We start from the raw sequence: 18,336 nt of genomic DNA on the forward strand, positions 1-18,336 counted from the left end.
TTGTCGCGACCCCGGATGGCTTCGAGGGCGCTTGCAGACCCTCTTGATCGACAGCGCGCTGACCATGGTGGCGGTCGAGCCCGGCGATGCCGACAACGCGCCGGACTACCGGATCATGGCTGGCGAAGGCGACGCCGCTTACGAGGTCGGGGCGGGCTGGAAACATGTCGGCGACAAGGCCGGACCTTTTGTCGCGGTCGTGATCGACGATCCGGTCCTGATACAGCCGCTGCGCGCCAATCTTTTTCGGTCCGACGCGAACGCGCATGTCCTGATGTGGTCGCGTCCCGCCCGGCGCAAGGCGAAGGACTGAGCCGGTGCACGGGTCACGACGCATCCTGGCCGCGTTCGCGCTGCTCGCACTGAACTGCCCGGCGCCGGCATCGGCACAGCCAGCTGCCATTGATCGGCGCACGCGGCGCATCGACATCGCCACGCACGTGCGCGAGGCCGCGCGGCGCTTCGGCCTTCCCGAGCGCTGGATCTATGCGGTCATTCGGACCGAAAGTGCCGGGCGCACGCGCGCGGTCTCGTCCGCTGGAGCGATGGGCCTGATGCAGCTTATGCCCGGAACCTGGGCGCGCCAGCGCGCCCGGTTCGCACTCGGCAACGACCCGTTCGATCCGCGCGACAACATTCTGGCGGGGGCATCCTACCTGCGCGAGATGTTCGATCGCTACGGTACCAAAGGCTTCCTCGCGGCTTACAATGCAGGGCCCGGTCGCTACGAGCAGTGGCTCTCCGCACGGCGTCCGCTCCCGCTCGAAACCCGCAAGTATGTCGCGAGAGTGACGTCGCTGCTGCTGACGGATCGCATTTTCCTGGCAGCCGCGGAGCCGGCGGCGAACGTGGTCTTGCCGGTCGAGGTAAGCCTTGCGGGCCCGGAGCCTTTAGCGCTCGCGCACGGCGAAACCGACGACCCGGCAAACCCTTTCGCCCGTCCGGTCGAGCCGACACACGACCTCTTCGCACCCATCTCGACGGTCAGCGACCGATGACGCCGGTCTGCGCAGCGCAGCGCGGAACTTCGTCGACTGGCGAAGCTTGGCGAAGGACGAGCAGGACCATTGGAAAGGGAAAGGGGGGATGGCGAGATAAAAGCAGCGCCGTCGGGCGGGCTGCAGGTGGTTGGTTTTCTTTGACATTCAGCGCCGTCGCGCCTCTGGCCCTGCCGTCGCTACACCGCAATTCCCCCGTGAATTCAGCGGCAAATGCGCCGTCGTCCGGATGCGCTGCCCATGCATGGCGATGACTTCGATATCAGGCCGGGCCGTTCGCGCGACAGCGGAGCGGGGTCCTGGCGTAAGGCCAACTCGCTTGTCGGGCGCGTGCTCCAGGTCTCGCGCAGGGCAGGCTTTACGCCGCTTGGACGCGGCAGAGCCGGCCGGGGCACCGGGCATCTCGGACGCGGCGGTCCCGCCGCGCTCCGGTCCCGTCGCAACGCGTTACGCAGGCGCGTCGTCATCAAGGCGCGGGTCGTGCGGCACCGGGGTGCCCGGTTTCGTTCGGCGCCGCTCACCCGCCATGTCGCCTATCTCGAACGCGACGGAGTGACCCGCGATGGATCGTCGGGACAGATGTTCGATGCGCGGTCCGACCGTGCCGATGGCGACGCCTTCGCACAGCGCTGCGAGGACGACCGGCACCACTTCCGCTTCATCGTCTCGCCGGAGGACGCGAACGATCTGGCCGATCTGCGCACTTTCGCCCGCGAGCTGATGGAGGACATGGCCAGCGACCTCGATACGCGTCTCGACTGGGTGGCGGTAGATCACTGGAACACCGACAACCCTCACATCCATGTCCTGGTCCGCGGGATAGCCGACGATGGGAGGGACCTCGTCATCGATCGTGGCTACATCAGCGAAGGGCTGCGCGCCCGCGCCGAGGAGCGCGCGACTATCGAGTTGGGTCCGCGCAGCGAGCGCGATATCAGACAAGCGCTTCGCCGCGAGATCGACGCCGAGCGCTGGACCGGTCTCGACCGCCGTCTTCAGAAAGAGCGGGACGCGCACGGTGTTGTCGATCTCCGGCCCGAGGGCGCTTCGGGCAGGCGCAAGGATCGCACATTCCTGTTGGGCCGTGCGCAGGTGCTCGAACGCATGGGGCTGGCCGAAAAAGTCGGAGCCGCCAGCTGGACGCTGGCGCGAGACCTTGAGCCGACGCTTCGCGAGCTCGGCGATCGCGGAGACATCATCAGAACCATGCACCGGGCGATGACCGGGCAGGAGCATGGCGGCGATGACGGACGCTTCTGTGTGCATGCGCGATCCGGCGGCGAGCGCTTGACAGGAAGGCTGGTCGAACGCGGACTGCACGACGAGCTCACCGGCGAGGCTTATGTCATCGTAGACGGGATCGACGGCCGCGCGCATCATCTGCGCTTTCCCGACATCGAGCGGACCGGCGATGCCGCACCCGGCGCGATCGTCGAGACAGGCACATGGACCGATCGCAAGGGACGACAGCAGGCCAGCCTGCTGACGCGGTCGGACCTCTCGATCGCGAGCCAGATCGAGGCGCGCGGCGCGACATGGCTCGACCGCCAGCTCGTCTCGCCTGAGCCGCATCCGCTGGCAGGCGGGTTCGGCTCGGAGGTTCGCGATGCCCTGGCCCGGCGGGGGCAGGTTCTGATCGATGGGGGCCTTGCCAAGCGACAGGGGCAGCGCATCGTCTTTGCGCGAGGTCTCCTTGATACCCTGCGCGATCGCGAACTCGCGGAAACAGAGGAGGCCCTGGCCGCACGCCATGGTGGTGTCGCGCAGCCGACCGAGGCCGGTGATCATGTGGCCGGCATCTACCGCGAGCGCGTATCGCTCGCTTCGGGCCGTTTCGCCATGATCGACAACGGCATGGGGTTCCAGCTTGTCCCCTGGCGGCAGGATCTCGAACGTCATCTGGGCCAGGAAGTGAGCGGCCGGATCAACCAGCGCGGCGGTGTCGACTGGAGTTTCGCCCGCTCGCGCGGTCCGGCCCTTTGATACGTCCCAATCACGCAAATCTTGACAACCACACCATGTGATGCCTATAAACGCATCAGGAGATGCGATATGGCCACTGCAGCCTTTCAGCAAGTCGAAGCCCGGCGCGGACTTCAGACCTTTGCCAGCGATGATGATCGCCGCCGCCTGACCGGCGCCGCGGTAAAGGCGGTACTGCGGCTCGTCGATGCCTGGGACGGCAGCAATGCGGAAGGTGCGGCGCTGCTCGGTGTGTCGGAAAGCACCTGGGACCGGATGAAGGCCGGGACATGGGACGGCACGCTCAGCCAGGACCAGCTGACCCGCGCCTCGGCGCTGATCGGCCTGTTCAAGGGGCTGCATCTCCTGTTCGCCGACGACATGGCGGATCGCTGGCCGAAGCTGGCGAACACAGCGCCGGTGTTCGACCGGCTTTCCCCGGTGCAGGCGATGATCGCCGGCGGCATCCCGCGCATGCTGGAAACCCGGCAGTATATCGACGCGCTTCGTGGCGGGCTCTGAGGAGCCGGCCGACCTGCCTCTCGCCGACCTTCCGACGATCCGCGAGGCCTTCGAGCGGACCATCAGGCTTGTGCCGAGCGCGCGGCTGCGCGCAGCGGTCATGGCACCCCTGGCCGACGATGCTGACGATCTTGTCCTTCTGGCCGAGATCGAAGGCGCGACCAGCGGGCGGCTGATCGCCGAGGAACGCGGGCTTGGGGCGCTGCCCGCCGATGAGCTCGTTCACGGCGTGCCCCATGCCAGATTCATCAATGCGAGCTTCGCCTATGCCAAACCGCGCGAGCCGGGCCGTTTCAATCCCGCCAATCGCGGTGCCTGGTACGCCGCCCTGGCGGTGGAAACCTGCATTGCCGAAGTGGGCCATCACCTGACGAGAGCCCTGGCCGATGCGGGCGATTTCCATGCCGTCGTCGAGTATGGCGAGATGATCGCCAGCATGTCGGGCGTGTTCGTCGATCTGCGCGATCTTCCCGATCATCCCGGCCTCGATCCCAAGACGGCGAAGGGCTATCCGGCCGGCAATGCTCTTGCGGCTCAAGCGCGCCGCGAAGGGCATAACGGGATGATCTATCCCTCGGTCCGCCACGCGGGCGGGACCTGCATCGCCGCTTTGTGGCCCAATGTCGTGCAGTCGGTCGCGCAAGGGAGCATGTACCGCCTGACATGGGCCGGGGAACCCGCGTTCGCTTGCGAGGCTCTCTAGCCGCCCGCTTCTTTGCATGCGCCAGACCGCGATCTGCCCGGCATCGCGCTTGAAATGACGCTCCCGTTCGGCCTGCTGCCTGCTCAAAAAGGAGACAGCATGTCGGCAACCAGAATCCTGTGGGGCCAGATCCTCGCCGTGTTTGCCCTGACGCTGGGCGGCATCTGGGCCGGTACGCAATGGACAGCTGCCGAGCTTGGATATCAGACCGAGCTTGGCCGGGCCTGGTTCACCGCTTTCGGCATGCCGGTCTACCCGCCCTATGCGATCTTCTGGTGGTGGTTCAGTTACGAGGCCTATGCCCCGCGCATATTCGAGACCGGCGGCATGATCGCAGCGTCGGGCGGGCTGATCTCGGTGGTGGTCGCGATCGCCATGTCGGTGTGGCGCGCCCGCGAACAACGCAATAGCGCGACCTACGGCTCGGCGCGCTGGGCAACGCGCTCCGACATCGCCGATGCCGGCCTCCTCGCTGGCAAGGGCGTGGTGATCGGCCAGTGCGCCAATCTCTACTTGCGTCACGACGGGCCCGAACATGTGCTGTGCTTCGCGCCGACGCGCAGCGGCAAGGGCGTCGGCCTCGTCGTGCCGACACTGCTGACCTGGCCCCACTCGGCGGTCGTGCACGACATCAAGGGCGAGAACTGGGAACTGACCGCCGGTTTTCGCGCCAAGTTCAGCCGCGTCCTCCTATTCGATCCGACCAACGAGGCTTCGGCCGCCTTCAACCCGTTGATGGAAGTGCGGCGCGGCGTCGGCGAAGTGCGCGACGTGCAGAACATCGCCGACGTGCTGGTCGATCCCGAAGGCTCGCTCGAGCGGCGCAACCACTGGGAAAAGACCAGCCATGCGCTACTGGTCGGCGCGATCCTCCACGTTCTCTATGCCGAAGAGGACAAGACGCTCGCAGGTGTCGCGTCCTTCCTTTCTGATCCGAAGCGGTCGATCGAGGCGACACTCGCCGCGATGATGCAAACGCCGCATCTGGGCGAGGATGGCGTACATCCGGTCGTGGCGAGCGCCGCGCGCGAACTGCTCAACAAATCGGAGAACGAGCGTTCCGGCGTGCTCTCGACCGCCATGTCCTTCCTTGGCCTGTACCGCGACCCCGTAATCGCCAGTGTTACGCGGCAGTGCGACTGGCGCATTGCCGACCTCGTCGATCCGAAGCGCCCGGCGACGCTTTACCTCGTCGTTCCGCCCTCGGACATCAGCCGGACCAAACCGCTCGTTCGCCTGATCCTCAACCAGCTGGGGCGCCGCCTCACAGAAGACCTCGACGAAGGATCGGATCGCCGGCGCCTGCTCCTGATGCTGGACGAATTTCCGGCGCTGGGCCGTCTCGATTTCTTTGAAAGCGCGCTCGCCTTCATGGCGGGCTACGGCATCAAGGCGTTCCTGATCGCGCAATCGCTCAACCAGATCGAGAAGGCTTACGGCCAGAACAATGCCATCCTCGACAATTGTCATGTTCGCGTCTGCTTCGCCACCAACGACGAACGCACCGCCAAGCGCATCTCGGAATCGCTCGGCACGGCGACCGAGCTGCGCGCGATGAAGAATTATGCCGGGCACCGCCTGTCGCCCTGGCTCGGGCACCTGATGGTTTCGCGGACCGAAACCGCCCGGGCTCTGCTCACCCAGGGCGAGATCATGCAGCTGCCCGATTCCGACGAGATCGTCATGCTGGCGGGTGCCCATCCGATCCGCGCGAAGAAGGCGCGCTATTATGCCGATCCGAGACTGAAGAAGCGGGTCGAGTGTCCACCAGTCGTGGAGCAATCGGCCGAAAGCACCCGGAGCGGCGACTGGGGCGATGTGATCGCCCATCCGGACGCCCGGCCGAGACCTCGCCCGGCACCTGAAGATGTGGACGGTTTGGACACCGCGGGCGAGGGCGGCATTCGCCGTGAGCCCGACTTGCCGGAACACGAGGACGTGGTGCCGCCCCGGTCACCGCCTCACAACGAGTTCGACTTCACCGACCGGCGGGATGACGACGATGCTGTCAGAAACAGGCAGATTACGGACCGGATGCGCGCCAATGCGCGGCGCGCCGCGCTCGATCCCGGCGATGGGATCGATCTGTGAGCAAGGGTAACCGGATCAAGCACACCTTCCGGCTCCCGCCCGATCTGTCACGGCAACTGGCCGACTATGCCGGCCGCAAGCGGGTATCGCAGGCATCGGTGGTCGAAGCGGCGATCGCCTCGTTTCTTTCGCCCGACGGGTCCGAGCGGATGGAGGCCGCCTTCAGCCGGCGACTCGACCGGATCACGCGGCAATTGCAGAAGCTCGATTACCACGTGGAAGTCGGCAACGAAGCCTTCGCGCTGTATCTTCGGACATGGCTCGCCGCCACGCCGCCGCCTGCAAGCCAGCCTTCGGCTGCGGTCCGGGCCGGCGTCGAGAAGCGGTTCGAGAATTTTGTCGAAGCGCTTGCCCGGCACATGGAGCGCGAAACGCATCTGGCGGACGATCTGATACGGGTGGGCGATCTTGGTGAGGACCATGGCTGAAGACGATCTCGGGGCCGGAAAAGATCGGTAGCAGCTTGGCGAAGTTGTCGTCGGCCGCGCCGTTTAAAGTCCCCGCTCGGCGGGTCTCGAAGAGCAGAGGGCGCTTGTTGGAGCCGGTCATCGCACCGTGCAGTATTTGTAAGGGTGCAACCATTCCAGCAGCTTGCTAAGGGTAAATCAATGCGCACCGATCTCGATCATCTTCCTCCGAACAAACAGCGCGAACTGGAACGCGTCGTCGAGATTGTGTTCGACGAATTTGGCGATGCACTCGCGCTTGCAAAGCACGAGTGGAAGAAGAAGGCGCGGATCCTCAAGATCATCCTCTACGGCAGCTATGCGCGCGGGGGCTGGGTCGATGAGCCGCATACCGCCAAGGGCTACCGTTCGGACTACGACCTGCTCATCATCGTCAATGACAAGCGCATTGCCGACCGCGTCAAGTACTGGCTCAAGCTGGAAGAACGGCTCGACCGCGAGCTGGCGATCACCGGAGCGCTGCGCACGCCGGTCAACTTCATCGTGCACACGCTTCAGGAAGTGAACGATGGGCTGGCGCACGGACGCTACTTCTTCATGGATATCGCGAAGGACGGGATCGCGCTCTACCAGTGCGACGACACCGAACTGCATCAGCCAAAACCCAAGACGCCCGCGCAGGCACGGGCCATGGCGCAGGAGTATTTCGACGAGTGGTATCCGAGCTCTAACCGCTTCAAAAAAGCAGCGGAATTTCTCATTGCGGAAGGTGGGCTGAAGGAAGCTGCGTTCAATATGCACCAATCAGCAGAACGCCTGTATCACTGCCTGCTGCTGGTCTGCACTTTCTACACCCCTCATAATCACAATCTCGGCTTCCTGCGCACCCAGGCCGAGCGGATTGATCCACGTCTGACGTATGTTTGGCCGCGAGAGACCAGACGCGACCGAGCTTGTTTCGAGAAGCTCAAGGAAGCCTATGTCAAGGCACGCTACTCGAAGCACTATCGGATCACGAAGGAAGAGCTTGAGTGGCTTGGCGCGCAGGTCGAAGAACTCGGCCGCGTGGTGCACGAGGTGTGTTCGGAGCGTCTCGAAGCGCTACGCTGCGAGGCGCTTTAATCAAAGTCAGAAAGGGCCTCATTTCGTCCACTTTGCGCTCTCATTTACGGCCCCTTAGAGCCTGATCCAAAATTAAGTTGAGTGGTATCAGCGGGTTAGCTTGACGCTTGCCCAAGTCGTTGATTCAGGGGGTTTTGCTACAAACTTCCGGAGCTCGACGATGTGGACCGACACCACTCGGGCGCATTATGCCCGTGCGGACCTGGCTTTGCCAAGCGATTTGACCGATGCCGAATGGGCGGTTCTGGAGCCGTTCTTTCCCCCGCCTTCGCATGTAGGGCGGCCCCGCAAGTGGCCGCTGCGGCGCATCATCGAGGCGATCCTCTACCTGCTGCGTGGCGGGCTGCCATGGCGGATGCTGCCGCCGTGTTTTCCGCCGGTTTCGACGGTGCGGCGCTGGTTCTACCTGTGGCGCGACAATGGGCTGTGGCTCTCGCTCAATCACGCCCTGCTGCTGATCGGGCGCGAGGCGGATGGTCGCGAAGCCTCGCCCAGTGCCGGAGTGATCGACAGCCAGAGCGTCAAGACCACGGAATCCGGCGGCCCTCGCGGTTACGACGCCGGCAAGAAGACAAAGGGGCGCAAGCGCCACATCCTCACCGACACCGATGGCAATCTCGTTCATGCCGTGATCCACACCGCCGACATCCAGGATCGTGACGGCGCGCCACTCGTGCTAGCCGAAATCATCCATCGCTTCCCATGGCTACGGCATGTGTTCGCCGATGGCGGCTATGCTGGCGACAAGCTCCGCCAGGCGTTGCGCCGGATCGGCAAGTGGACGGTCGAGATCATCAAACGGTCCGACGCGACGAAAGGCTTCAAGGTGCTGCCCCGGCGCTGGGTCGTCGAGCGAACACTGGCTTGGCTTAACCGAAACCGTCGCCTCGCCAAGGACTTCGAGCAGACCATCGCCTCGGCAACCGCATGGCTCTTCATCGCCTCAATCCTGAGGTGGTTCCGCCTTCTTGGACAGGTCGGCGACGAAGTTAAGCTAATCCCCGATGTGATTATGCCGCCAGTCTGGTCGTCAGATCATGGGGGGCATGCCCCCCATGATCTGGTTCGCTGATCCGCCCGTAGGCCTCTGCCGGGGTCCGCCCGGCGAGACCCGAGTGCGGTCGCTGCGTGTTGTAATAGGTGATCCATCGCCGGAGGCCAGTGCGCAGCTCCGAGCCGGTCTCGAAGGCGTGGAGATAGACGCATTCATACTTCAGAGATCGCCACAGCCGCTCGATGAACACATTATCCATCCAACGGCCTCGACCGTCCATGCTGATCTTGACCTCTGCGTTGCGCAGCACGCTGGTGAAGGCGAAGCTGGTGAACTGGCTACCCTGATCCGTATTGAAGATCTCCGGCTTACCGAAGCGCGCCAGCGCATCTTCCAGTGCGGCGACGCAGAAGCCGGCGTCCATCGTATTCGACAGCCGCCAGGCCAGCACCTTGCGGGTCGCCCAGTCCATCACCGCGACCAGATACAAGAAGCCCCGGCGCATCGGGATATACGTCACATCGGCGCACCACACCTGGTTGGGGCGCTCGATCACCAGTTTGCGCAGAAGATACGGATAGATCCGGTGCTGCGGGTTCGGATCGCTGGTCCGAGGGCGCTGGTAAATCGGCGACAAGCCCATCTTCGCCATCAGCCGCCGCACACGTCGTCGGCCGACATCGTGGCCCTCGCGGCGCAGGTGCCGGACCATCTGGCGGCTACCATACCATGGCATGTCGAGGAACGCCGCGTCGATCATCCGCATCAGTGCCAGCGTCTCGTCGGTCTCCGGCACCGGCGCATAATAATAGGAAGACCGGCTGATCGACAGCAGCCGGCATTGCGCCGCAATCGACAGCCGGTGGTGAGCAGGTTCGATCATCGAACGCCTCCGTGCCACGCTCATCGACCGGAGGCTTTGGCTAAAAAATCCCGCTCCACGACCAACTGGCCGATCTTGGCGTGCAGCTTCTCCACCTCGGCCTCGCTGGCTGCCTTGGCTGCATCGCCGGCTCCGGAGAACGTGCTCCCCATTCCCTCGACAGCCTGGCGCTTCCAGGCCGCGATCATCGTATGGTGGATGCCATGCTTCGCTGCCAGCTCGGCCAGGGTCAGGTCACCCCGGAGCGCCTCCAGCGCCACCTTCGCCTTGAAATCTGCGCTGTACCGCTTCCTCGTCTTCTTCATTTCCCGTCCATTCCTCAGGTCGGGATTAGCTTAGCACCCTGTCCAGATTTCCGGGACCACCTCACTCAACGTGATCAAATTATTTGGTTCGGAAGCAAACCAGGCGTAGCTGCCCCAAGCCAGGCTGCCCACGGCCTTCCGGAAGGTGGCCGAACCGCGATCGAGGAAGGCGGTCACGAACGCGACATTCTTCGAACCGAAACCGGCTTGGTCAGCGATCCGGAGCAATGCTGCCTTACGTGCTTCATTGACCGGGCCGTCCGAATGAACAACTTCCACAAATACGAGCAGTGGGTGGGCAGGGCCCAGATCGACTAAAACAATGTCGGGCAAGCTCCTGTCAGCCGGGATCGTCAGTCCAATTGCTCGGGCGAGTTCGTCGTCTCTGGCGACAACCTTATTGCCACTTTCGCTGAGGGTGATCACGCCGGGCTTGACGAGAAAGGTCGGGGCGAAGACCTCGATCACTGCCTTGGAGATATCCGAACTTGGCCCTGCGGACATCCGCCGCGTCTCCCCGTTCGGAAACGTGACCAACTGGTGATCCCCGCCGGCTGCAGCTCCACGCCGGACGATGGCGATACGTGCGAGCGCGCCTGCGTTCAGATGCTTTTTCTGCCAGGCAGAAATTCTGGCTTCCAGTGCTTCCGCGCTCAAGCCCGGGACGAGCAGCTCGGCAAAATCATTCTGGAGCGCATAGCGGCCCGCTGGTGACGTCGTCGCCAGTCCCGGTCGTTCGATGACCGCGCCGTTCTGTATTAGCGCGTAGCGGATCGTATCGTCGCGAATGGATTCCCGGGTGTTCACCGCGTACCAGCGTCCCGGGACATCGGCCTTGCTCGGCTTCATGGAATCTTGAGACCACTGTATGCGATCGGCATCGTCAGTGAGAGACGCCTGAGCATCAGTCATCCGGGTTACCTGATCAGGCCGGATCCATCGCTCCGTACCTTCGACCGCACCCGCATACAGCATCACGAAAATGGTCTTGGCAGCGATTTCCCAGACGCAGTGCTCCCTGTTCGGCGAGCCACCCGGAAAAATGACAGGAAGGCGGCGGTGAATCTCATCCCAGGATGCAAGCGGCAGCAAACTCATGCTTTGAGGCCGTAGCTCCGCCGCAGCGATTCTTCCAACCGTGCCCGTGATGCTCTACTGCCCACCAGCTGCTCGAATTCCGCCATTTCGGTGATCGCGGGCAGCGGAATGGCCTCGAGTTCGAATGCCGAAACGGCAACGCTGCCGCTGATACAGCGAAAAAGCTGGTCGACCACATCGCTGTTCAGCACTGCGGCGACTGTCGCCGGGCTGATCTTCGGTGACGGCCCGGGCCTTACCATGTTCAGGTGGTTTTCTACGATCACCCCGCCGTGCTGCTCGACAAACTCCAAGGGGAGCTCGGCAGCGATCAGCCTGCGCGCCTGTTCCTTTGCTGTCGTCCGCTGGACAAGCACTGAGGCCTCATCGACTACGAGCCAATCGTCACCCGGCTCGACCTTAAAAAAAGGAGCGTGGTTCTTCTTCAATGCGCGAAATACGAACTTGCCATTCGAAGTCACCGCTTCGGCCCAGATCAGGGGTAAGGACCCTCGGACCGCCCGTTCTCGAAGCTGCGATTTGAATCTGTTCCAGACAAGCGGACCGGTCGAAACGCGATAGCCCCAGTCCGACAATCGCGCGGGCATTCGCTCAGCGGCCGCAATGAGTTTGACATGGGCAGGTTGTCGCGGCGCCAGCCAGGGAGCACCGACGTCCTGCGGAAGCCCGACCTTTCCGTTCTTCGTCAGGCGCGCTTCGCGCTCATTGTCTACGTGAAGATAGTGAACCTGATACGGGCGCGGTTCTCCGCTTTTGCGGTAAAGCGCCAGCAGCGTTTCCTGCATGACATCTTCGAATACGCCGCGACGGGCGTGAACGAAGTCGATCGCTTCAGGCGGTGCTTCGGTTGCGAGCAGCCGGCGGAGTGCGCTGTAGTACTGTCCTCCCAAGACGCTCGTCGGCGTAAGGTAGGCGATTACCCCGCCGGCGTTGGTCCAGCGAAGGGCTATGTCCGTGAACACCCCGTAGAGGTTCGCATGGCCGTACAGACTGCGGGCGAAGAGACTGCGTTGCGCAGCCGAAAGTCGTACTCGCCCATAGGGCGGATTGCCAATGACGAGATCATAGGTGGGCGAAGGCGCGATTTCCAGCGTGTCGCATACCTTGATGAATTGAGGAGCGGGGCACCCGCTGGTCGCGGTTAGATCGGCCAGAAAGATTTCCAACGCCATCTGCGAAAGAGCAGCGGCATCGGAATCGATTTCCATCCCGGAAAGTCGCGCACCGAGCTGGGCTAGGATGAACGCAGGCTCGCTGCCTTCGAGCGCTTTGCGCATACGGGAGGCTGCCTCGAGCAAGAACGCACCGCCTCCGCTCGCCGGATCGAGTACTCGAGCGGTTGCCCAGTCGATGCCCCCTTCATCGGCCAGATCGACAAGACGCTTGCTGAGTGATGCAGGCGTGTAGAATGCGCCCAGCTCGCTCCGTTCCTCAGCGGGGAGCAGGGTGGTGTAGAGGCTGGTTAGAAAATGGCATCCCTCGAGCAGCGGAAGGCAAGCCGCTTCGCATCCGATTGATTCCGCGAGACGGCATGCCGTGGCGTCCAGTGCCGTATGATTGTCCGACGGAGAACTCGAGAGAACGAGCGAGGGAGAAATCGCAGCGGCAAATGCTTCCATAGCTGTTTGCGCGAACCAGGCGGCATGGGTCGATCGATCACTATCCTCTAGCGACTGCGCCCAGGCGCGTGCAGCCAGTCGCGCGCGTGCGAGCTCTTCGCGCTTCAATGCCAGCGCGTGCGTCGGTTCGCTACGGGAAACGGATCCCGGTTTCAGTGCTGAATTTGATCGCAACGAACCCTCCTTATGCCTGTGGGTAGCGGTTTTGCCACCAAAGAGAACTAACTTTATATGTTCTTGTTCTGTTCTCAATGCAATCTTGTTCTAACTCATGAGGCGAAACCAAACGGTGAAAGGATCTGCACCTTGCAAGCTCAGCGGTCAGCCCTCTTGAGGTGGGGTCACCGGATGCGGCTCGCTACGCCCGGCTTACCTTTTCCGCGCTGCCGTTCGACACCTGCCAGTTCCTGTTGCGGTGCCCTGAAATCCTGTCTTCTTGATGTGCCTCAGAACGCGACCGGCCGTCGGTCGCGGTGTTTCGAGGCATGGCATGAGCGTAGTTCCGATCCGATCCGAAGCATCGTCGCGCGGCGCGCGCATGCTGCGTACCGCTCTGGGCGGGGAGATCGCCGCCTGGCTTGAAGATCCGTCGGTGATCGAGGTCATGCTCAATCCGGACGGGCGCCTCTGGATCGATCGGTTGGGCGAAGGTCTCGGCGCTACCGAGCGGACGATGAGCGCTGCCGATGGTGAGCGGATCGTCCGTCTGGTGGCGCACCATGTGGGGGCCGAAGTGCATGGCGGAGCGCCGCGCGTCTCCGCCGAATTGCCAGAAGGCGGAGAGCGTTTCGAAGGTTTGCTGCCACCGGTGGTCGCGGCGCCGAGCTTTGCCATTCGCAAGCCCGCCGTCGCCGTGTTCACGCTCGACGATTATGTTGCGGCGGGAATCATCGCTTCGCGGCAAGCCGACGCGCTCGCTGCCGCGGTTGCCGCGCGCAGGAATATCCTCGTCGCCGGCGGGACCTCGACCGGCAAGACCACACTTACCAATGCCCTGCTTGCGGAAGTCGCTTCCTCGACCGACCGCGTGGTCCTGATCGAGGACACGCGCGAGCTCCAGTGCGCCGCCCCCAATCTCGTGTCGCTGCGGACCAAGGATGGCGTGGCTTCGCTGTCCGATCTCGTCCGTTCGGCGCTGCGGCTGCGGCCCGATCGCATTCCCATCGGCGAGGTTCGCGGCGCTGAAGCGCTCGATCTGCTCAAAGCCTGGGGCACCGGCCATCCCGGCGGGATCGGCACGATCCATGCCGGAACCGCGCTCGGCACGCTGAGACGGCTCGAGCAGCTGATCCAGGAGAGCGTGGTCACCGTGCCGCGCGCGCTCATCGCCGAGACCATCGACGTGATCGCGGTGCTGGTGCGCGACGGTACGGGACGGCGGCTTGCCGAACTGGCCGAAGTCCGCCCACTCGATGCGCGGGACAATTATGTGCTCGCGCCCCTTTGCCCAATCCAAGGAGATTCCCTGTGACCCATGCTCTGTTCCGGGCGCGCCCGCGCCTGCCTGCCTGGATTGTCTGCGGCATTGTCGCGTTGGCGGTCGCGGCTCCCGCGCACGCCGCCGGCTCGTCGATGCCCTGGGAGGCGCCGCTCCAGGCGATCCTGGAATCGATCCAGGGACCGGTCGCCAAGATCGTCGCGGTGATCATCATCATCGCGACCGGGCTGGCGCTCGCCTTCGGCGATACCTCGGGCGGTTTCCGGCGACTGATCCAGATCGTCTTTGGCCTGTCGATCGCCTTTGCAGCCTCGTCCTTCTTCCTGTCGTTCTTTTCGTTCGGCGGCGGAGCGTTGGTCTGATGGACGACGGTGTATCCGGCCTGCCGCACGGCTTCGCCGTCCCGGTCCACCGGGCCCTGACCGAGCATATCCTGCTCGGCGGAGCGCCGCGCGGGCTCGCCATCGCCAATGCGACGCTGGCAGGCGCGATCGGGCTCGGCTTGCAGCTGTGGGTGGCGGGCGTTGCCGTCTTCGCTGCCGGGCACGTGATCGCGGTCTGGGCCGCGCGGCGCGATCCGCAGTTCGTCGACGTCGCGCGGCGGCACCTGCGCTTTCCCGCACATTTCGAGGTTTGACGGATGTTCTCGCTTCGCGAATATCGGACCAAGGCCGACCGGCTGAGCGACTTCCTGCCCTGGGCCGCGCTGGTGGCGCCGGGCATCGTCCTCAACAAGGACGGCAGTTTCCAGCGCACCGCACGCTTTCGCGGCTCGGACCTCGACAGTGCAACTCCTGCCGAGCTTGTGGCAACGACCGCGCGTCTCAACAGCGCGCTGCGCCGACTGGGTTCGGGCTGGGCCATTTTCGTCGAAGCGGTGCGCCGTCCAGCGCTGGGCTATCCGGTCTGCGATTTTCCCGATCCGGCATCCGCCCTCGTCGAGCGCGAGCGCGCGGCGCAGTTTGCCGAGCAAGGCGCGCATTTCGAAAGCCGCTATTTCCTCACCTTCGTGTGGCTCCCGCCTGCCGAAGATGGCGCGCGCGCCGAAAACTGGCTCTACGAAGGCAAGGGGGAGAAGGGCGTCAATCCGCGCGAATTGCGCGATGGATTTGCCGATCGCACCGACCGCCTGCTCCGGCTGTTCGAAGGGTTCTTCCCCGAGATCGCATGGCTCGATGACGGCGAGACGCTGACCTATCTGCACAGCTGCATCTCTACGCGCAGGCGGGGGGTGCGCGTCCCGGACACCCCGATGCATCTCGATGCGCTGCTCGCCGACGAGCCGCTCGCCGGCGGTCTCGAGCCGCGTCTTGGCAAGGCGCACCTGCGCACCGTGACCGTGGTCGGCTTCCCGAGCGCCACCTTTCCCGGCTTGCTCGATGAATTGAACGCGCAAGGGTTTGCCTATCGCTGGTCGACCCGCGCGATCATGCTCGACAAGACCGATGCGACACGCTTGCTCGGCAAGATCCGCCGCCAGTGGTTCGCCAAGCGCAAGTCGGTGGCCGCCATCCTCAAGGAAGTGATGACCAACGAGGCCTCGGTGCTGGTCGACAGCGATGCGGCCAACAAGGCCGAGGATGCCGATACGGCCTTGCAGGAACTGGGTGCCGATCATGTCGGCATGGCGCTCGTCACCGCGACGATCACGGTCTGGGACGAGGACGCGGGGCTCGCCGCCGAAAAGCTGCGCCTGGTCGAGAAGGTCGTCCAGGGCCGCGACTTCACCTGTGTCACCGAAGGCATGAACGCGATCGAGGCATGGCTCGGCTCGCTTCCCGGACACGTCTACGCGAACGTCCGGCAGCCGCCGCTCTCGACGCTCAATCTGGCGCACATGATCCCGCTGTCCGCCATCTGGGCAGGGCCGGAGCGCGACGACCACTTCGAGGCGCCGCCGCTGTTCTACGCGAGGACCGAGGGCACCACCCCGTTTCGTCTGGCGCTCCATGTCGGCGATGTCGGCCACAGCCTGGTCGTCGGACCGACAGGTGCAGGCAAGTCCGTGTTGCTCGCTTTCATGGCGATGCAGTTTCGCCGCTATGCCGGAGCGCAAATCTTCGCGTTCGATTTCGGCGGTTCGATCCGCGCCGCAGCGCTCGCCTGCGGCGGCGACTGGCGGGATCTGGGCTCCAGCCTTTCCCAAGACAGCGACAGCGACGACGGCGTAGCGCTCCAGCCGCTGGTCCGCATCGACGAGCCCGCGGAGCTTGGCTGGGCAGCAGGATGGCTCCAGGCGATCCTTGCCTCCGAAGGCGTGTCGGTCGATCCCGCCATCAAGGAGCATCTCTGGTCGGCGCTGACGTCGCTTGGCACCGCGCCGGTCGCCGAGCGCACGCTGACCGGTCTTGCCGTGCTGCTGCAGTCGCAGCCGCTCAAGCAGGCGCTTGCGCCCTACTGCATCGACGGACCGTTCGGGCGGCTGCTCGATGCCGAATGCGAACGGCTCGGCGATGCGCGCTTCCAGGCCTTCGAGACCGAAGGTCTGACCGGCTCGGCCGCTGCGCCAGCGGTGCTCTCCTATCTCTTCCACCGCATCGAGGGACGGCTCGACGGGTCGCCGACGCTGATCATCATCGACGAGGGCTGGCTGGTGCTCGACAGTCCCGGCTTCGCCGGACAGCTGCGCGAATGGCTCAAGACCCTGCGCAAGAAGAACGCGAGCGTTGTCTTCGCGACCCAGAGCCTCGCCGATATCGAGAGCTCGGCGATCGCGCCGGCGATCATCGAAAGCTGTCCGACCCGCATCTTCCTGCCCAACGAGCGCGCGATCGAGCCGCAAATCCTGAGCATCTACCGGCGCTTCGGATTGAACGACCGCCAGATCGAGATCCTCAGCCGGGCAACGCCCAAGCGCGACTATTACTGCCAGTCCGCACGCGGCAACCGCCTGTTCGAACTGGGCCTGGGCGAGGTCGCGCTCGCCTTTGCCGGAGCGTCCTCGAAGAGCGACCAGCTCGCCATCGCCCGCATTGCCCAAAGCGCTGACCGCGCCGGTTTTGCCGCCGCCTGGCTGCGGTATCGCGGACTCGACTGGGCGGCCGAGCTGCTCGGAGGCGACCACTCGCGAACCTTGCAACCCGACAACCCGAAGGAGACTTACCATGACACTGTCGAGATATCTTAGGGCCCTTGCCGCGAGTACGGCGCTCGCCGCCGCCGGTGGCGTGGCTGTCATATCGACGCCGGCCCAGGCGCAGTTCGGCGGGATCGTCTACGATCCGTCCAACTACGCCCAGAACGTGCTGACCGCGGCGCGGACGCTCGAGCAGATCAACAACCAGATCCGCATGCTGCAGAATCAGGCAGCTTCGCTCATCAACCAGGCGAAGAACCTCGAGCGCCTGCCGACGAGCATCCTTCAGCCCTTGCAGGACCAGATCCGGCAGACACAGCAACTGCTGAGCCAGGCCCAACGCATCGCCTACGATGTGCGCGAGATCGAGACGGCCTTCGCGGCCCAGTACCGGAACGTTCCGCTCGGCGCCTCGCAGCAGGCCATGGTCGAAGGCGCCGAAGCACGCTGGCAGAACAGCATTGCCGGCTTCGAGGACGCGCTGAAAGTCCAGGCGGGCGCGGTCGCCAACATCGAAGGCTCGCGCGCGGCGATTGGCAGCCTGGTCGGCGCGAGCCAGTCCGCCACAGGGGCGCTGCAGGCGGCCCAGGCCGGCAATCAGCTGCTCGCGCTGCAAGCGCGCCAGCTCGCCGATCTGACGGCAACGCTGGCGGCCTCGAGCCGCGCGCAGGCGCTCCACGCGGCCGACCGCGCGGCGGCCAAGCGCCAGGCGCACGAACAACTCCGGCGTTTTCTCGCCGATCGGCCCCGCTACGTGCCCGGCGGATCGGACTGATCCGTCATGGACGGAAAGCTCATCGCGCGGATTGGTGCGGCCGTTTTTGTCGGCCTCGCGCTCGCCATGACGCTCGTGCAGTTGCGCGAGGAGCCCGGGCCACGCGTCGAGCCGGCCGCTACCGTCCGGGTGCCCGATGGCGATCCGCTGCCCGCCCGTCTCGGAGCGTGTTCGGATATGGGAGAGCTCGCGCTGTCTTCGCCCGATTGCCGGGCGGCCTGGGCCGAGAAGCGGCGACGATTCTTCGGCGTCGAGCATCCCGATGCCTATTCCGGGCTGAATAAGGAGTCGGCTTTGTCCGATCCGGTCCTTCGCTCGTCGCCAACGCGCGAGGAGCGCTGAC

General features: G+C 64.5%; 17 protein-coding genes and 1 pseudogene. 15 read left to right on the plus strand and 3 right to left on the minus strand.

Annotated elements, in window-relative coordinates; all coding sequences use genetic code 11:
* Window positions 1-43 precede the first annotated feature (43 nt).
* The 9 genes and pseudogenes from AEB_RS04145 to AEB_RS04185 all read left to right on the plus strand — a co-directional run.
* Complete coding sequence (locus tag AEB_RS04145; RefSeq protein WP_231958901.1) at window positions 44-313, plus strand: DUF736 domain-containing protein; 270 nt, start codon at window positions 44-46, stop codon at window positions 311-313.
* A gap of 4 nt (window positions 314-317) precedes the next feature.
* Window positions 318-998, plus strand: coding sequence for a lytic transglycosylase domain-containing protein (locus tag AEB_RS04150; protein ID WP_119082067.1), 681 nt, complete (start codon window positions 318-320; stop codon window positions 996-998).
* Window positions 999-1,211: 213 nt separating this feature from the next.
* Window positions 1,212-2,981, plus strand: coding sequence for a relaxase/mobilization nuclease domain-containing protein (locus AEB_RS04155; RefSeq protein WP_442858050.1), 1,770 nt, complete (start codon window positions 1,212-1,214; stop codon window positions 2,979-2,981).
* Between the two features lie 69 nt (window positions 2,982-3,050).
* A complete protein-coding gene (locus AEB_RS04160; RefSeq protein ID WP_119082069.1) occupies window positions 3,051-3,482 on the plus strand; it encodes an antitoxin Xre-like helix-turn-helix domain-containing protein in 432 nt (143 codons plus the stop codon).
* Window positions 3,469-4,185 carry an RES family NAD+ phosphorylase gene (locus AEB_RS04165; RefSeq protein WP_197714471.1) on the plus strand — a complete coding sequence of 239 codons (717 nt, stop codon included), beginning with the start codon at window positions 3,469-3,471 and terminating at the stop codon, window positions 4,183-4,185. Before AEB_RS04160 ends, AEB_RS04165 begins: the two co-directional genes overlap by 14 nt.
* 99 nt (window positions 4,186-4,284) lie before the next feature.
* Window positions 4,285-6,276 carry a conjugal transfer protein TraG gene (locus AEB_RS04170; RefSeq protein ID WP_119084447.1) on the plus strand — a complete coding sequence of 664 codons (1,992 nt, stop codon included), beginning with the start codon at window positions 4,285-4,287 and terminating at the stop codon, window positions 6,274-6,276.
* Window positions 6,273-6,704, plus strand: a complete 432-nt coding sequence (locus AEB_RS04175; protein ID WP_119082070.1) for a CopG family transcriptional regulator — start codon at window positions 6,273-6,275, stop codon at window positions 6,702-6,704. The genes AEB_RS04170 and AEB_RS04175 overlap by 4 nt, the downstream gene beginning before the upstream one ends.
* A 180-nt stretch (window positions 6,705-6,884) precedes the next feature.
* Window positions 6,885-7,805, plus strand: coding sequence for a HEPN domain-containing protein (locus tag AEB_RS04180; RefSeq protein ID WP_119082071.1), 921 nt, complete (start codon window positions 6,885-6,887; stop codon window positions 7,803-7,805).
* A gap of 160 nt (window positions 7,806-7,965) precedes the next feature.
* Window positions 7,966-8,754 (plus strand): annotated as a pseudogene (locus AEB_RS04185) (IS5 family transposase); the annotation flags it as partial.
* A gap of 61 nt (window positions 8,755-8,815) precedes the next feature.
* Here AEB_RS04185 and AEB_RS04190 read toward each other — a convergent pair.
* The 3 genes from AEB_RS04190 to AEB_RS04200 form a co-directional block, all read right to left on the minus strand.
* Window positions 8,816-9,987 (minus strand): IS3 family transposase gene (locus AEB_RS04190; protein WP_119081383.1). Its coding sequence is split into 2 segments (ribosomal slippage): window positions 8,816-9,723 and window positions 9,723-9,987, totalling 1,173 coding nucleotides; the frame shifts between segments, so codons are not numbered across the junction.
* Between the two features lie 30 nt (window positions 9,988-10,017).
* Window positions 10,018-11,085, minus strand: a complete 1,068-nt coding sequence (locus tag AEB_RS04195) for a BsuBI/PstI family type II restriction endonuclease (protein WP_119082072.1) — start codon at window positions 11,083-11,085, stop codon at window positions 10,018-10,020.
* Window positions 11,082-12,878 (minus strand): HsdM family class I SAM-dependent methyltransferase, encoded by a 1,797-nt coding sequence (locus AEB_RS04200; protein ID WP_119082073.1) that lies wholly within the window; start codon window positions 12,876-12,878, stop codon window positions 11,082-11,084. The genes AEB_RS04195 and AEB_RS04200 overlap by 4 nt, the downstream gene beginning before the upstream one ends.
* A 316-nt stretch (window positions 12,879-13,194) precedes the next feature.
* Between AEB_RS04200 and trbB the strand changes: the two genes are divergently transcribed.
* The 6 genes from trbB to trbK-alt are packed head-to-tail and all read left to right on the plus strand — an operon-like array spanning window position 13,195 to window position 18,335.
* Window positions 13,195-14,175: a P-type conjugative transfer ATPase TrbB gene (trbB, locus tag AEB_RS04205; protein ID WP_119082074.1), complete on the plus strand. Its 981-nt coding sequence runs from the start codon at window positions 13,195-13,197 to the stop codon at window positions 14,173-14,175.
* Between the two features lie 8 nt (window positions 14,176-14,183).
* The gene (locus AEB_RS04210; RefSeq protein ID WP_172593170.1) at window positions 14,184-14,504 is read left to right on the plus strand and encodes a TrbC/VirB2 family protein; all 321 of its coding nucleotides are present in this window, start codon (window positions 14,184-14,186) and stop codon (window positions 14,502-14,504) included.
* Window positions 14,504-14,779, plus strand: coding sequence for a VirB3 family type IV secretion system protein (locus AEB_RS04215; protein WP_119082076.1), 276 nt, complete (start codon window positions 14,504-14,506; stop codon window positions 14,777-14,779). The genes AEB_RS04210 and AEB_RS04215 overlap by 1 nt, the downstream gene beginning before the upstream one ends.
* A 3-nt stretch (window positions 14,780-14,782) precedes the next feature.
* Entirely contained in the window at window positions 14,783-17,269 is a 2,487-nt protein-coding gene (gene trbE / locus AEB_RS04220) for a conjugal transfer protein TrbE (protein WP_119082077.1), read from the plus strand.
* Window positions 17,247-17,993 (plus strand): P-type conjugative transfer protein TrbJ, encoded by a 747-nt coding sequence (trbJ, locus tag AEB_RS04225; protein ID WP_119082078.1) that lies wholly within the window; start codon window positions 17,247-17,249, stop codon window positions 17,991-17,993. Before trbE ends, trbJ begins: the two co-directional genes overlap by 23 nt.
* Before the next feature lie 6 nt (window positions 17,994-17,999).
* A complete protein-coding gene (gene trbK-alt / locus AEB_RS04230; protein WP_066558444.1) occupies window positions 18,000-18,335 on the plus strand; it encodes a putative entry exclusion protein TrbK-alt in 336 nt (111 codons plus the stop codon).
* The last annotated feature ends 1 nt before the right edge of the window (window position 18,336 follow it).

The sequence above is a fragment of the Altererythrobacter sp. B11 genome (genome assembly GCF_003569745.1).
Lineage (GTDB): Bacteria > Pseudomonadota > Alphaproteobacteria > Sphingomonadales > Sphingomonadaceae > Croceibacterium_C.